Raw genomic sequence first — 13,471 nt, 5'->3', positions numbered from 1 at the left:
TGACGACGCCTTTGTTCCACGCACTTGGTGATTCAGAAATTTCGGAATCCGGTGTGCGTTTTTTTTATCGAAAACATGGGGAGGATGATATGAAAAAGATCTTTTCAACCGGTTTTGGATTGTTGATGGTGTTGGGTCTGTTGGGAGATGCCCAGGCCGGAGCGTGGAAGCTTTCCTGTCCGGACGAAGTCAAGAAGTTGCCTCGTCTGGTGGCGGAGAAAGACGCGTTGGAGCCGTCGGGGGTGGCCTGGGATCCGGTCTCCGAAATGGCGGTGGCGGTTTCCGATGAAGCCTCTCCCCATTCCTTGTTTGTGTTCAAGCCCTCCAGCGTCGTGGATGGCAAGGATGGCAAAACCATTCGTGCCTTTCCTCTTTTGACGGCTTCCTTGGTGGATCAATATCGTCCCAAGGATCTGGAAGGCATTGCCCGTCTGCCCAATGGTGAGTTTGTGGCTTCCGCCTCCCACAGTTTGAACAACAAAAAGGCACGGGATACTGTGTTGCAATTCCGTCTCGTCAAGGGGACCACGCCCCAGCAACCCTGGGTGGCGGAGTCGATCCGTAAGATTCCCTCCGGAGAGGGCTTTCAGAGCTGGTTGACCCAATCCGCCGCGCCTCCTTGGAACAAGAAGATCAATACCGAAGAGGGCGAGGATGGCATCAATGTGGAAGGGCTGGCCGCCCAGAATGACCAGTTGTATTTTGGCTTCCGTGGACCGGTGACCGACGGGCGCATGCATGTGCTGGCCACCCGTGTGGATCCCCAGGGCAAGCCGTCGGTGGTCAAATGGCACGCCTTGAAACTGGAAAAAGATTTTGATATCGGCAAGAAAGAGTCGGCGGGCATCCGGGACATGACCGCGATCCCCGGCAGCAAGAACAATGAATTCCTGATCTTGGTGGGAGCTACTGGTTCGGGCAGTGATTTGCCGTTTCAGTTGGGGTGGTGGCAGGAGAGTCAGGATGAGGTGACCTGGGTGGGTAAAATTCCCAAAGGCTTCCGGGCCGAGGGGGTGACGGTACTTTCCAAACCGGGCGAGCCGATGCGGTTGCTGATGGTCAGCGACAAAATGGGCTTTGTCATGGAGTGTCAGGTTGCCAAGAAATAGCGGGGTGATTTCATCCCGACAGTGAATGGAAACGAGTGGAGCGCGATCATGGGGCAGCAGCGGGACGGGGCGTGGATTCAGACCTATACAGGCATTCAATTCTGGCCCATGGATGCCCGGCCTGAAGAGATCGCCATTTTGGACATCGCCCACGCCTTGTCCATGCTGTGTCGTTTCAATGGACACTGCCAAAAGTTTTATTCCGTGGCGGAACATTCGGTGTATGTGTCACGGGTGGTGGGGGCCGGGGATGCCCGCTGGGGATTGCTGCATGATGCCGCGGAGGCTTATCTTTCCGACATTCCCAAGCCGGTGAAGCGGGTCTTGCCGGCCTTTCATCCCTGGGAGGAGCGTTTGCTTGCGGTGATTGCCGACCGTTTCGGACTGGACTCACCCGAGCCGCCCGAAGGGGTGAAACAGGCGGATCTGGCGTTGCTGGCCAGTGAAAAAGCGGTGCTGATGGGGCCGGAACCGGCATCCTGGGGCCGGATGCCCGATCCGGTGCCTGGATTGGAGATTGTCGGCTGGTCTCCGGAAGAGGCGAAACGGGCTTTTCTGGCCCGGTTCGCGGAGCTGTTTCCCGAGGGGTGAACAGAGGGATCAGGCCGGGTTGCGGGTGGCGCCGAACTGTTGAATCACCTCCAGAAGTTTTTGTTTCTTGATGGGTTTGCTCAAATAGAGGTCGCAACCCGCCTCCCGGCTTCGATCCGCTTCCCCGTCCAGGGCATGGGCGGTGAGGGTGATGATGGTGAGCGGGTGGTGGTGGTGTTCCCGTTCCCAGGCGCGGATCAGGCGCGTGGCGGTATAGCCGTCCATGATCGGCATCTGCACATCCATGAACACCAGATCAAAGGATTGGGTCTGGACCACTTCCACCGCCTCTTCACCATTTTCCACCATCTCCAGGTGGTGGGGCGTGCTTTTGAGAAAGGTGCGAATCAGCAGGCGGTTGTCCTCGGAGTCTTCCACCAGCAGAATGCGCAACGCCGGACAGGGTTGATTGCCCGCAGGCGGAGCCGGGGGAGTGATGGAAGGGTGAACCTCCTCTGCCGGACGGATCGGCAGGTTGACCCGGAACAGGCTGCCGGATTCGGGTTGGCTTTCCAGGGTGATGCGACCGCCCATCAACTCCACGATGCGTCTGGAGATGGTCAGCCCCAGTCCTGTACCGCCATGGCGACGGGTGACGCTGGAATCCACTTGCGTGAAAGGATCGAAAATGGTGTGGCTCATTTCCGCACTGATGCCGATGCCGGTATCGTGGACCATCAGCAGCAGTTCATCCGGTCGATTGGGATCCAGTTGTCCCGACAGGGATACCTGACCCGAATCCGTGAACTTGATGGCATTGCCCAACAGATTGAACAGCACCTGTTTGAGTCTCATCCGGTCGGCCATGATGCGCGGCGGCAGTCCGGGAGCGATGGCGCATTCCAGGTTCAGTCCTTTGCCTGTGGCGACCACACGCAACAGACCCGCCACTTCGCAGGCCACTTCCCCCACGTTGACCGGTTCTTCCATCATGCGCAGGTGTCCGGCTTCGATCTTGGAGAGGTCCAGGATCTGATTGATCAACTCCATCAGTCCTGATCCTGCGTCCTGGAGTTTTTTCAGGTATTCCCTTTGTTCGTCGTTGAGGGGGGATTCCAGCAGCACATCCCCCATGCCGATCACCACGTTCATGGGGGTGCGGATTTCATGGCTCATGATGGCCAGGAATTCGCTTTTGGCCTTGTTGGCCCGTTCGGCGGCCTCCTTGGCCTGTCGCATGGCATCTTCCGCCTGTTTGCGGCGGAGCAGATCCTGATCCAAAGCCCGGGTCAGATAGCGGTTGCGTTCCAGTTCATCCCGCAGTTGGGTTTCCGCCTGTCGGCGCTGGGTGATGTCGTTCATGGAGACGAAGACTTTGCTCCAGTCGGTTTCGCACCCCGGAGCCAAAGAGGAGGAGATGGAGACCCAGATCACTTCTCCGGTCAGGGTGATCTGGGTGGCTTCGGCGATGAAGCGGGTTTGACCCTGGAGAAACGTTTGCAATCCCTGTCCGAATACCTTCAGGGAGTTGGCGTCGAGGAATGGTTCCACACTGGCCAGCAGGGTCTCTTTGTCGCGGGCTTTCATCAGGGTCAGGGTGGCCTGATTGACCGACAGGATTCGGGTGCGTCGTGCGCATTCGAGGGCGATTTCCGGGGTGATGGTGGTCACATTCGGATGATGGGTATTCAGGTAGTGCTTGACCTCGGAAAGATCCTCTTCCCACAAGGCGCTGGGGGAGTCGAAGAAAATGCTTTTGAAACGGGCTTCCCGTTCTTCCAGGGCCAACCGGGTCTGGGCCTGGGTCTCCAGAAAGCGTAAGGTTTGTTGGCGTCCGAACCACAAGGCCACCAGACCCGCCAACCAGAACAGCATATGTCCCATCACCAGGGTACGGGTCATGGTTTTGATGCCGTTCAGGTAGGGGGTCAGGGGGACGGCGGTGCTGATTCCGCCCCGAATGCCACCCACGGGAATGCCGCTGGCCGCGTGACATTTCAGACATCCCTGTTCCATGATCATGGCCCGCATGAGTCGCAGATAGGGTTTGCCGTCGATTTCGGTCTGTTCCATGCGTTCCCGTTCCCCCCGCTCGAAGGCGTTGAGCGCCTCTTGTTCCCAGAGGTCCGGGGCGTTGTTGGGGTTGAGCAGATACAGACCCGTGATATGACCACGCACGCCATAGCTTTCCGTATAGCGTTCCATCACTTCCCGCAGCATGTAGGCCGGATTCATCAGGGTGAGACTCTGTCCCAGATTGGTGGTCACGTCTCGGTCCGGCAGGTGTTGCAGATAGGGATTTGGGGGAGTGGTTGCGCTCGGCACTACATAGACTCCCCCATGGGAGGTGGCCCATTGTCGAAAGGAGAGATCCTTGTTCAGATGGGTGACGGCCTCGGCACGGGCCTGATCCAATACATGATGATGTTCTTGGCGGAGAGTCAAAATGAGCACGCTGACGACAACCAGTGTCCAGCCCACCAGGACAGCCAGGGAGAGTCGATTGACCGTGCGCCACGCATGGCTGCGGGATCTCTCGTTCATCCGACGACTCCTTGTGATCCATGTGTAATGCGTGTGAAGAGCCATGATCGAAAGCTGGGACATTCGCTTCAGATTATTGCACCCTTTTTTTGAAAAAATGCAAGTGAAAAATATTTTCGATTCCCCCGGATCGATCCGGAAATCGGTGCAGAAGGTTGACGTGTCGGGTGGGCTGGGATAAAAAACCGCATGGCCTGTCGTTTCGGCCCGGGACTGTTATGAATGTCCTGACAACACCGGATCCCGTACCCGATTCCATCGGATCTTTATTCTCGCGCAGTGACCCAGCGGAATTCATGGAAAAAGAATCGATCAGCCTTTACCAGAAAGTTAAGCGCTTCATTCATTGGGTCATGGAGGAGCCTACGTGTCCTTATCGACGCTGGTATCATTTTTTTATGATGGCAGTGCTTTTGTTGTCTTTGGGGGTGCTGATTGTCAATGCCCATCATGCCCAGGATCCGGAACGGGACGTGTTTGCTCATCACCCGTTGTTTGTATTCTTCGATCATATGTTTTATTATATCTTTGTGTGCGAGTATTTGTTGAGGTGGTGGACCAGTACCTCGATTCGGGATGACTATCGTTTGGCGGTGCAGCGATACCGTCGTCGGATTTATCGTTCTTCCCGACATCGGGAAATTCTGGATGGAATGTATCATGCGGCGCTGAACAAGCTGCGTTGGATGTTTCATCCCTTGGCGTTGATCGATCTGTTGGCGATTCTGCCGACTTTTCGTTTTTTTCGTCTGTTTCGCGTCATCCAGTTGTTGAAGTTTTTCCGTTATTCGCGGCGCATCGCCTTTGTGACCAGCATTCTGGGAGAACGACGCTACGAGATGGTGTCGTTGTTGCTGGCCGGGGTGGTCATCTGGGGGACTGTGGCTGTGGCCTTTTTTCTGGCCGAATACGGGGTCAACGACAAGGTCAGTTCTTTGGGAGCCGCGGTCTACTGGTCGATCATCACCATTACCACGGTTGGTTATGGTGACATTGCGCCGGTGACCGAGGTGGGACGGGTCATCGCCTCCGTGGGGGTGTTGACCGGGATGTCGATCACGGTCTTGATGACTTCGTTGGTGGTGTCGGTTTTTACCGATCGGTTGTTCAACCTGAAGGAGTTTCACATGGAGCGGCAAATCGAACGCCTGCGCAACCATTTCATCGTATGCGGTCTCGATGCTCTGGGTCTGGTGGCTTGCCAGAATCTGTTCAATGAGAAGAAACCCTTTGTGGCCATCGATCTGGATCAGCAGCGGGTGGATCGGGCCATTCGCGAGGGATGGATCGCGGTTCAGGGGGATGCTACGGCTCAGGAGACCTGGGAGCGGGTCGGATTGTCCCGGGCTGTGGGGGTGATCATCGCCATTCTCAATGAGGCGACCAATGTTTATATTATTCTTTTGGTGCGGGAGATCAATTCTAAATGTTTTGTTGTGGCCTGTGGTGGCCAGCCCAGTTCCGAACAGCGTCTGCAACGGGTGGGTGCGGATCGGGTGATTTTGCCGTTTCAAAACGCCGGACAACAGATGGCGCAGACCGCCTTGCGACCCGGAGCTTTGCAGTTTTTGCGTCTGGCTTTGGATCAGGCCCACGCCGCGTTTGAAATGGAAGAGATTGCCATTCGTCCCGGCTCGGTCTTCGATGGGGTGACGTTGCGGGATTCGGATCTGCGCCATGGTTTCAACGCCATTGTGATCGGCATCATTTCGCAAGGAGAGGGGTTGACCTTCAACCCCCAGGCCAACCATATGCTCCGTTCGGACGACGTGATCATCTGTCTGGGCCACAAGGATGATCTGGAGCGGTTGAAACGGGCCTCGGCGATGAAGGCGGCAGGCAATCCCCTCGAAGATCAGGAGGTGGCGGAATTTCAGGTGCAGGCCGGCTCTTTCCTCGACGGGGTGACGCTTCAGGATGCGCAGATTCGCGAGCGGTTCAGCCTGATGGTGGTGGCTGTGGCTGTGTCCGGGGGACAGCAGATTCATTTCACCCCGAAACCGGGATTGCGTTTCAGTGTGGGGGATGTGGTGGTGTGTCTGGGTCATCCGGCCCAACTCGATGTCATGAGCGAGGCTTTGGGGGGGCATGGTCATCCGGCCCGTCCCCTGGTGGAATTGGCCATGGAACCGGTGCGCATTCCGTTGGGATCTCAACTGCATGGCGTGTTGCTGGGTTCGTCGGCGCTGCGTGCGGATTACGCATGCAGCGTGATGGCCGTGCAGCGACCCGGGGAAAAGTTGCTGTTCAATCCCGGTCCCGACTACCGTTTCGCCTCCAATGACCTGTTGGTGTGCCTGGGCAAACGGGCGGATCTGTCCCGCCTGAAAGCCATGATCCTGAAGAGTTGATCGGAAACTGAAAAAAAAATTGGCAAGGTCAACCTCCGATGACGTATTATGGGAAATCAGCCCAAGGATGATCTCAGTGTCGAGTGTTTGGATTGCCGCCCCATGCCGGACCATGGCGCGAGCTGGATCTCTTTTTTCTTTGCTACAAGGATGCAAGACATGAAAATTCCGTATTCAAAAGTATTGGTTGCTCTGTTATTGTTTTTTGCTACCGTCTCGACAGGGCAGGCTCAGGAAAGATGTATTTCCGGAGACTGTGTCAACGGGAAAGGGACTTACTCGTATTCGGATGGCAGTAAATATACCGGAGAATACAAGAATGGCATGATTCATGGTCAAGGTAAATTTACCTATCCGGATGGAAGCGTCTATACCGGAGAATACAAGAATAATAAGATGGATGGCAAGGGTACGTTCATTTATCCGAACGGCGATAAGTATGTTGGGGATTTTTCAAACAATCAGATGAGCGGAAACGGTAAATTTACCAAAGGTTCCAAATCCGCGGATGCCTCAAAGTCGAAAGATCAAAAGGATGATGCGAACAAATCCGCGAACAAGGACTCTGCCAAACAGGATTCCAAGGCAAGAACAGCGGACAAGAAAGAAGTCGGCAAAAAGGAATCCACCAAGAAGGATGCCGCCAAGAAGGACGGCGCCAAAAAGGATGGTGCCAAGAAGGATGCCGCCAAAAAGGACGGCGCCAAGAAGGATGCCGCCAAAAAGGATGCCGCCAAGAAAGAGGGTGCCAAGAAGGATGCCGCCAAGAAGGATGCCAAGAAGTCCGGGCAGTCGAATGGCAAGAATTCCGGGGATTGAGCGGGATTGGTGATTCGAGATCCTGAAATGCAGGATTGACGCAATCTATGCCAGTGATGACCGTCTTGTCCCTGGTCCACCCCAGGGACAAGACGGTCATGGTTTGGTTTAGCTGTGTGACGAATCGTCCAGTTCGGTGAGGTAGCGTTCGGCTTCCAGGGCGGCCATGCACCCGGTGCCGGCGGCGGTAACGGCCTGACGGTAATGCCGATCCTGCACATCACCAGCGGCAAAGACACCGGGAATGGTGGTGGCGGTGGAATCGGGTTTGGTGATCAGGTAGTTGGCTTCGTCTTTTTCCAACTGATCGCCGAAAATCTCCGTGTTGGGCGAGTGACCGATGGCCACGAACACCCCGGTCAAGGGCAATTCCTGGATTTCGCCATTCTTGACATTTCTCAGTCGGATTCCCCGCACTCCCCCGTTGCCGGCCTCTCCCAGAATCTCTTCCACCACCGAGTTCCAGACCGGTTGGATTTTGGGATTGTTGCGCACCCGGTCCTGCATGACCTGTTCGGCCCGCAGCCGGTCCCGACGGTGGACCAGATAGACCTTGGTGGCGAAATTGGTCAGAAAAATCGCCTCCTCGGCTGCCGAGTTGCCACCGCCCACCACGGCGATCTCCTGACCCCGGAAGAAAAATCCGTCACAGGTGGCGCAGGCCGACACCCCGAATCCTTTCAGTTTTTGTTCCGACTCCAGACCCAGCCAGCGGGCCGAGGCGCCGGTGGAGATGATCAGGGCGTCGCAAGTATAGACATCTCCGGAGTCGGCGATCAGCCGGAATGGACGGGTGGTGAGATCGGTTGTCGTGATGGTGTCGTAGACCATGGAGGCGTCGAACCGTTCGGCCTGGGCACGCATTTTTTCCATCAGTTCCGGGCCTTGAACGCCCTGTTCAAAACCGGGGAAGTTGTCCACTTCCGTGGTCGTGGTCAATTGGCCGCCGGGTTGCATGCCTTGAATCAACACGGGCTTCAGGTTGGCGCGACCCGCGTAGATGGCCGCAGTGTAGCCAGCCGGTCCGGAACCGAGAATGATCAATCGATGATGGGTTTCCTTCGCCATGTGCGAGACTCCGAGCTTTTTTTTTCGATAGGGGGGTTGAAAGGGTGCAAACAGATTTGAATAATGCCGCCCAGCACCCGGGGCCGAAAGGAAAAAAACGTTCCTGAGTGGTGTTTCCCGGGAAAAAATGCTGGCCTGGGCTTCCGAACATGGGTATGGCCATTTCATCCTGGCGGGTTTTGGCGTATTTTGACACCAGAGGATTGTCCTTCCCGCTCTTCTGGCCCTGTTCAACACGGTACTTGTTTCGGTTTCTTGATATGCATGGCATCATGTTTCTGGCATTGGAGGATTTTCTGGAAGCCCGCCTGGGCGAGGGGGCGTGGAGCCGTGCCCTTCAGGCAGCCAACCTTCATGATCAGGAGTTCGAGCCGGATCGCTACTACCCGGACTCTCTGGCCAGTGACCTGTTCGAGCTTTCCGCCAAACAGCTCAAGCAGCCCCTCACCCAGACCCTGGAACTGTTTGGCCAGCACATGAGTCCCGGTCTCGTGACCATGGGTCGTTCCATGGGAATTCTGCGCAAAGAGTGGAAAACCCTCGATATCCTCGAACATCTGCAAAGCCATGTATTGGCCCCGTTCGCCAATATCGAATCCGGAGTCATGCCCCCGGACATCCGCACCTATCGGCTCAAGCATGGCGAAGTGGCGGTGGCCTACGTGTCACGGCGCAAGCTGTGCGCCTTGCTCAAGGGGATCATTCGCGGTCTGGGGCTGTTTTTTCAGGAGCCGATCGCCTTCAAGGAACATGTCTGCATGCTCCAGGAGGCGCCTTTGTGCCGGATGTCGGTTTTTCTGGATGATCCGTTTTTCCTGCGTTATGTGGACATCGAACGGGAGTTCGGCACGGTTCACAGTCGGATTGCCGAGATCACCTTTTATAATTCGTTTCAGGGGGTGCCGTTTTCCGATCTGGGGTTGGTGTTGCGCTACAGCAAGGAAGAGGTGCTGGTTCAGGTGCCTCCCATGCAGTTGCACACCATGAAAGAGGAAAAACAGACCTTTCTTTCTCTGCCCCACCTGCCCCAGGGGCTCAAGGCGTTGATCCGCGAGGTGGATGGGGTCCAGGGTTTTGCTTCGCTGGTCAACATTCGTCTGACCGATGGGGCGGTCGGATGTCGTCGTTTTTTGCGGGTGTCTCCGGACAAACCCATGCCGGTGAGCATGAAACTGGGCAAACGGCTGTTTCGCGGGATGATCCTGAATGTCGCCAGCGGCGGCGTGCGCGTTTTGTTGGAAAAGGGGTGTCGTTTGCCGGAGGTGTTGCTGTTCGAGCCGGTCTCCGTGGATTTTTCGTTGCCTTTGAAATATGTCGAGTTGGACGATACCATCGTGTTGGGTCCGGTGCCGATGGTTCTGGAAGGCAATATTCTGGATGTTTCCCCCATGGATGGCTCCATGGCCATGCGGATTGTCTTTTCCGCGTTGGCCAGACGGGACAGCATGGTCATGGAGCAATACTCCACCAAAATGCACGACGACGCCATGGAATCCCTTCAGGCCAAGGTCGCCTCAGCCCGGAATGCCAAGTAGTCTGCGGGTCAGATAAAGACGCATCCCGGCCCGTTCGGTCAAATGATGAAACAGATGATGGGGTCCGGTGGCCTGGGCGATCCGGGTTTCCAGATCCTGGGCAGCCTCTTGATAAAATCGTGGCACCCTGGGATCGAACCGCTCCAGGGCTTTGAGCAGCGGATCCTTGCCGTGTCGGGCCAAAATGGTCTCCCGGCTCTCCTCCCCCAGATTTCCCAACCACAGATGATTGGCCGCAAAACAGCTCACCATGCCGTCGGCGCGGATCATGGGATCGGTGTCGAACCGTTCCCCGTCCGGGGCGCCGTGGTCGAGAATGTCTCGCAGATATAGACGTTCGTTCACGTATTCGCTCGGATCGAGTAACGCGGCCCGGCCATAGGCGTCGATGGTGGAACTCATCCAGTGGATCGGATGGGTCGGGTGGGAAGCCAGCGCGAATACGGCATCGCGGATGATCGGGCCGGTGCGATTCCGATCCACCGGATCCGCCTTGAGGCGTGGGGAGAGGGCGTGACGGATCAGACGCAACTCTTCCCCCTGGGCCTGGAGTGCCCGGATGAGTCTGGGAATCACCCCTTGTTCCAGCAGGGCGCGGGAGAAGTTGAGGCGGTTTTGTTTGTGGAGCAGGACCAGACGAATGTGCGGAAACGCCACCGAGGCCCGAATCAGATGGGCGATATGGGCCACCGGAATGCGTTCCCGGAGGGATCCGTCCCGATTGGCCAGAATCTCTTGATGATATTCGTCGAAACTGATTTGCAGGGTGATCCCGGCGGGTTGGCTGCGGGAAGGACGACGGCTGCGGGCCTCTTCCAGGGATTGAAACAGGGCCTTGGCCGCGTCCGGTGAGTCGGCGGTGGCGCCGTTGAGCAGAATCGCGAAGGATTGCACCCGATCCATTTCCCGGATGGCTTGATGAAAGAGAGGCAATTGATCGTGCAACTCTCCCCCGGTGAACAGAATCGAGGGGGTGTGACGGTTGATCCAATGCAGCAGCGGGGTGGGATCCAGGGGCTGTTTGACCGGATCCCGCCATACGAACATGCAGTGGCGGCAGGATTGGGAACAGGCCATGCGGGGGATGAATCCCGCCTTGGACCAGGGTTTGACGGATCCGGGTGAGGGCAATCCATCCACCAGGGCCATTCGTTCCCGGTCCAGGGGTCCACCGGTCTCCGAGGCGATGGTTTTCTGGTGCTGCTGGATGTGGCGGATGCCTTCTTGCAGGCCGTAGCCGAAGGGGTTCATCCGTTGCCATGTGGCCAGGATGGCGGCCTGGGGATTGACCGGATGCTGGGTGTGCCAAGCGCGCAGTGCTTCGGCTTTGGGGTGATCGGGAGGGGCGTGATGCCAGTGGTCGAGGAAACCGGCCACGAAATGGTCCGGATCGTGGGCCTGATCCAGCAGGGTGGCCAGCCAGGCGTGGTCGGGATTGCGGGATATGGCCAGGATCGGGTTGCGGTGGAGGGGGTGGATCTCCTGGCGCAGCCAGTGAAACGCGAACAGCCCCGCAAACACCCCGGCGGGACCGGGAGGGGATTCCCGGTTGAAACGGTTGACCGCTTCCAGGAAACGGGTTTGATTGCGGGTGATGTAATCAGACCGCAGCGATGGCGCGTCCGCATCCGGATTGACCGTGACCGGATCCCGCGCCATCGCCGAGGCTCCTGGCGGAGGATCAGAAGGACTCGAATTCGTCATCCGAGGTTCTGGATTTGAGCTGGGGCACGCCACCGGAGCGTTTGCCGGGGGCCGGGAGCGCCTTGGGGGCGGCGGCATGGCGGGTGGCGATCTGGAGCGGTTTGTTGGAACGGGCGGGAGCGGGTTTCCGGGCCGTTTGGGCGGGTTGATCGCCGAGTTTGAAGAAGGCGATGGATTGGCGCATCATGTCGGCCTGGGCATTGAGTTCTTCGGCGGTGGCGGCCATCTCTTCGGAGGCTCCGGCGTTTTGCTGGATCACCTGATCCAGTTGCTGGATCGCCTGATTGATCTGGGAAGCCCCCTGGCTTTGTTCCTGGCTGGAGGCGGCGATTTCCTGGATGAGTTCGGCGGTTTTCTGGATGTCCGGAACCAACTGGTTGATGATCTGGCCCGCCTGCTCGGAAATGCCCACGCTGGAAGAGGAGAGATGACTGATTTCTCCCGCCGCCACCTGACTGCGTTCCGCCAGTTTGCGCACTTCGGCGGCCACCACGGCGAATCCTTTGCCGTGTTCCCCGGCCCGGGCCGCCTCGATGGCGGCGTTCAGGGCCAGCAGATTGGTTTGACGGGCAATCTCTTCGATGATGCCGATTTTGGAGGCGATTTGTTTCATGGCGGTGACCGCCTGATTGACCGCCTCTCCCCCGGCTGCGGCATCCTTGGAGGCTTTCTGGGCAATGGTACGGGTTGTATTGGCGTTGTCGGTGTTGGTTTGAATGGTGGAAGCCATCTCTTCCATGGATGAGGAGGTCTCTTCCACCGAGGCGGCCTGTTCGGTGGCCCCCTGGGAGAGATTTTGCGCGGAGTTGGAGATTTCGTGGCTGCCGGCGGAGACCTGTTCGGCAGCGATGGAGACCTCGCCGATGATCTGACGCAGTTTTTCCAGCATTTCCAGGAGGGCGTTGGCCAACAGGCCTACTTCGTCTTTCTGATCCAGTTGAATGGTGGCGGTCAAATCTCCTCTGGCCACAGTTTGGACAAGTTCCACCCCCTTGATCAGCGGATTGGCAATGCTGTTGGCGATATACAACGCGATCAATCCCACCACCACCGCGATGGTCAGGCCCAACAGGCCGATGGTCAGGATCAGGGCTTCGATGGGTTGACGCACCTCTGCCAGATCGATTTCGGCCAGCACCGCCCAGACCGCATCCGCCACCTTGATCGGCGAAAAACTGGACAGCACCGGATTGCCGTTGTAGTCGATGATCACCTTGGTACCGTTCCTGCCCGCCAGGGCTTCGCGGGAGCCTTCGGTATCCACACCATTTTTCTCCACCGATCCGGCGAAGGAGCTTTTCACCGAATGGCCCTGTTTGTCCAGGAAGGAATCGGAGCGCATCCGTTTGTCCGAGCCGACCAGATAGGTTTCACCGGTTTGACCCATGCCGTCGCGTTGCTGCATGACCGCATTGATGGCATCCAGGGAGAGTTGCAGCCCGATGGCGCCGATTGGCTTGTTGTTGTGTTGGATCGGCGCCACCATGAATCCGGCGGGTTCTCCCTTGGACGGGGCGTAAGGCTCGAAATCGCCAAAACTGGTGGCGTTGTTTGTGATCGCCTTGGAGAAGGCTTTGCCCAGACTGCTCTCCTTGAGGGGGCCGGTGAGGAGATTCTGGCCCAGATCCGACTCCTTGGCGAAGGAATACACCACGTCGCCATCGATGGCGATCAGGAATAGATCATAATAGCCATACTCTTTGGTGAAGTGATCCAGCCATTGGGTATGGATGGGAACTTCCTGGTTCCATTTGGGTCCGCCGGTTTTTTTGCCATCCACCTCGAAGGCCGCTTCCAGACTCTCGATGGC

General features: G+C 57.3%; 9 protein-coding genes. 5 read left to right on the top strand and 4 right to left on the bottom strand.

Translation table 11 applies throughout. The annotated features are described in order from the left end of the window. Positions 1-89: 89 nt before the first annotated feature. Both HQL98_09275 and HQL98_09270 read left to right on the top strand, forming a co-directional pair. Positions 90-1,109, top strand: coding sequence for a DUF3616 domain-containing protein (locus tag HQL98_09275; GenBank protein MBF0272240.1), 1,020 nt, complete (start codon positions 90-92; stop codon positions 1,107-1,109). Between the two features lie 48 nt (positions 1,110-1,157). Then, positions 1,158-1,700: a phosphohydrolase gene (locus HQL98_09270; protein MBF0272239.1), complete on the top strand. Its 543-nt coding sequence runs from the start codon at positions 1,158-1,160 to the stop codon at positions 1,698-1,700. 9 nt (positions 1,701-1,709) lie between these two features. On the opposite strand, the gene HQL98_09265 is transcribed toward HQL98_09270, so the two are convergent. After that, the gene (locus HQL98_09265) at positions 1,710-4,184 is read right to left on the bottom strand and encodes a response regulator (protein MBF0272238.1); all 2,475 of its coding nucleotides are present in this window, start codon (positions 4,182-4,184) and stop codon (positions 1,710-1,712) included. A 398-nt stretch (positions 4,185-4,582) separates the two neighbouring features. Between HQL98_09265 and HQL98_09260 the strand changes: the two genes are divergently transcribed. Both HQL98_09260 and HQL98_09255 read left to right on the top strand, forming a co-directional pair. Beyond that, on the top strand, positions 4,583-6,535 hold the full coding sequence (locus HQL98_09260) for an NAD-binding protein (GenBank protein ID MBF0272237.1): 1,953 nt from the start codon (positions 4,583-4,585) through the stop codon (positions 6,533-6,535). A 159-nt stretch (positions 6,536-6,694) separates the two neighbouring features. Further along, positions 6,695-7,354, top strand: coding sequence for a hypothetical protein (locus HQL98_09255; GenBank protein MBF0272236.1), 660 nt, complete (start codon positions 6,695-6,697; stop codon positions 7,352-7,354). 108 nt (positions 7,355-7,462) lie between these two features. Here the strand turns inward: HQL98_09255 and trxB are convergent, their stop codons facing one another. Next, a complete protein-coding gene (trxB, locus tag HQL98_09250; GenBank protein ID MBF0272235.1) occupies positions 7,463-8,422 on the bottom strand; it encodes a thioredoxin-disulfide reductase in 960 nt (319 codons plus the stop codon). Between the two features lie 272 nt (positions 8,423-8,694). Between trxB and HQL98_09245 the strand changes: the two genes are divergently transcribed. After that, positions 8,695-9,957, top strand: a complete 1,263-nt coding sequence (locus HQL98_09245; GenBank protein MBF0272234.1) for a heme NO-binding domain-containing protein — start codon at positions 8,695-8,697, stop codon at positions 9,955-9,957. Here HQL98_09245 and HQL98_09240 read toward each other — a convergent pair. Further along, complete coding sequence (locus HQL98_09240; protein ID MBF0272233.1) at positions 9,937-11,616, bottom strand: hypothetical protein; 1,680 nt, start codon at positions 11,614-11,616, stop codon at positions 9,937-9,939. The genes HQL98_09245 and HQL98_09240 overlap by 21 nt on opposite strands. A 22-nt stretch (positions 11,617-11,638) precedes the next feature. Next, positions 11,639-12,898, bottom strand: a complete 1,260-nt coding sequence (locus tag HQL98_09235; GenBank protein ID MBF0272232.1) for a HAMP domain-containing protein — start codon at positions 12,896-12,898, stop codon at positions 11,639-11,641. Between the last annotated feature and the right edge of the window lie 573 nt (positions 12,899-13,471).

Source organism: Magnetococcales bacterium (assembly GCA_015231755.1).
Taxonomy (GTDB): domain Bacteria; phylum Pseudomonadota; class Magnetococcia; order Magnetococcales; family Magnetaquicoccaceae; genus Magnetaquiglobus.
This window is presented reverse-complemented; position numbering and strand designations above follow the sequence as displayed.

Bases quoted from the DNA above. Each gene is read 5' to 3' on its own strand.
- HQL98_09270 (MBF0272239.1), top strand. From the start codon at position 1,158: ATGGGGCAGCAGCGGGACGGGGCGTGGATTCAGACCTATACAGGCATT.
- trxB (MBF0272235.1), bottom strand. From the start codon at position 8,422: ATGGCGAAGGAAACCCATCATCGATTGATCATTCTCGGTTCCGGACCG.
- HQL98_09240 (MBF0272233.1), bottom strand. From the start codon at position 11,616: ATGGCGCGGGATCCGGTCACGGTCAATCCGGATGCGGACGCGCCATCG.
- HQL98_09255 (MBF0272236.1), top strand. From the start codon at position 6,695: ATGAAAATTCCGTATTCAAAAGTATTGGTTGCTCTGTTATTGTTTTTT.
- HQL98_09265 (MBF0272238.1), bottom strand. From the start codon at position 4,184: ATGAACGAGAGATCCCGCAGCCATGCGTGGCGCACGGTCAATCGACTC.
- HQL98_09275 (MBF0272240.1), top strand. From the start codon at position 90: ATGAAAAAGATCTTTTCAACCGGTTTTGGATTGTTGATGGTGTTGGGT.
- HQL98_09260 (MBF0272237.1), top strand. From the start codon at position 4,583: ATGATGGCAGTGCTTTTGTTGTCTTTGGGGGTGCTGATTGTCAATGCC.
- HQL98_09245 (MBF0272234.1), top strand. From the start codon at position 8,695: ATGTTTCTGGCATTGGAGGATTTTCTGGAAGCCCGCCTGGGCGAGGGG.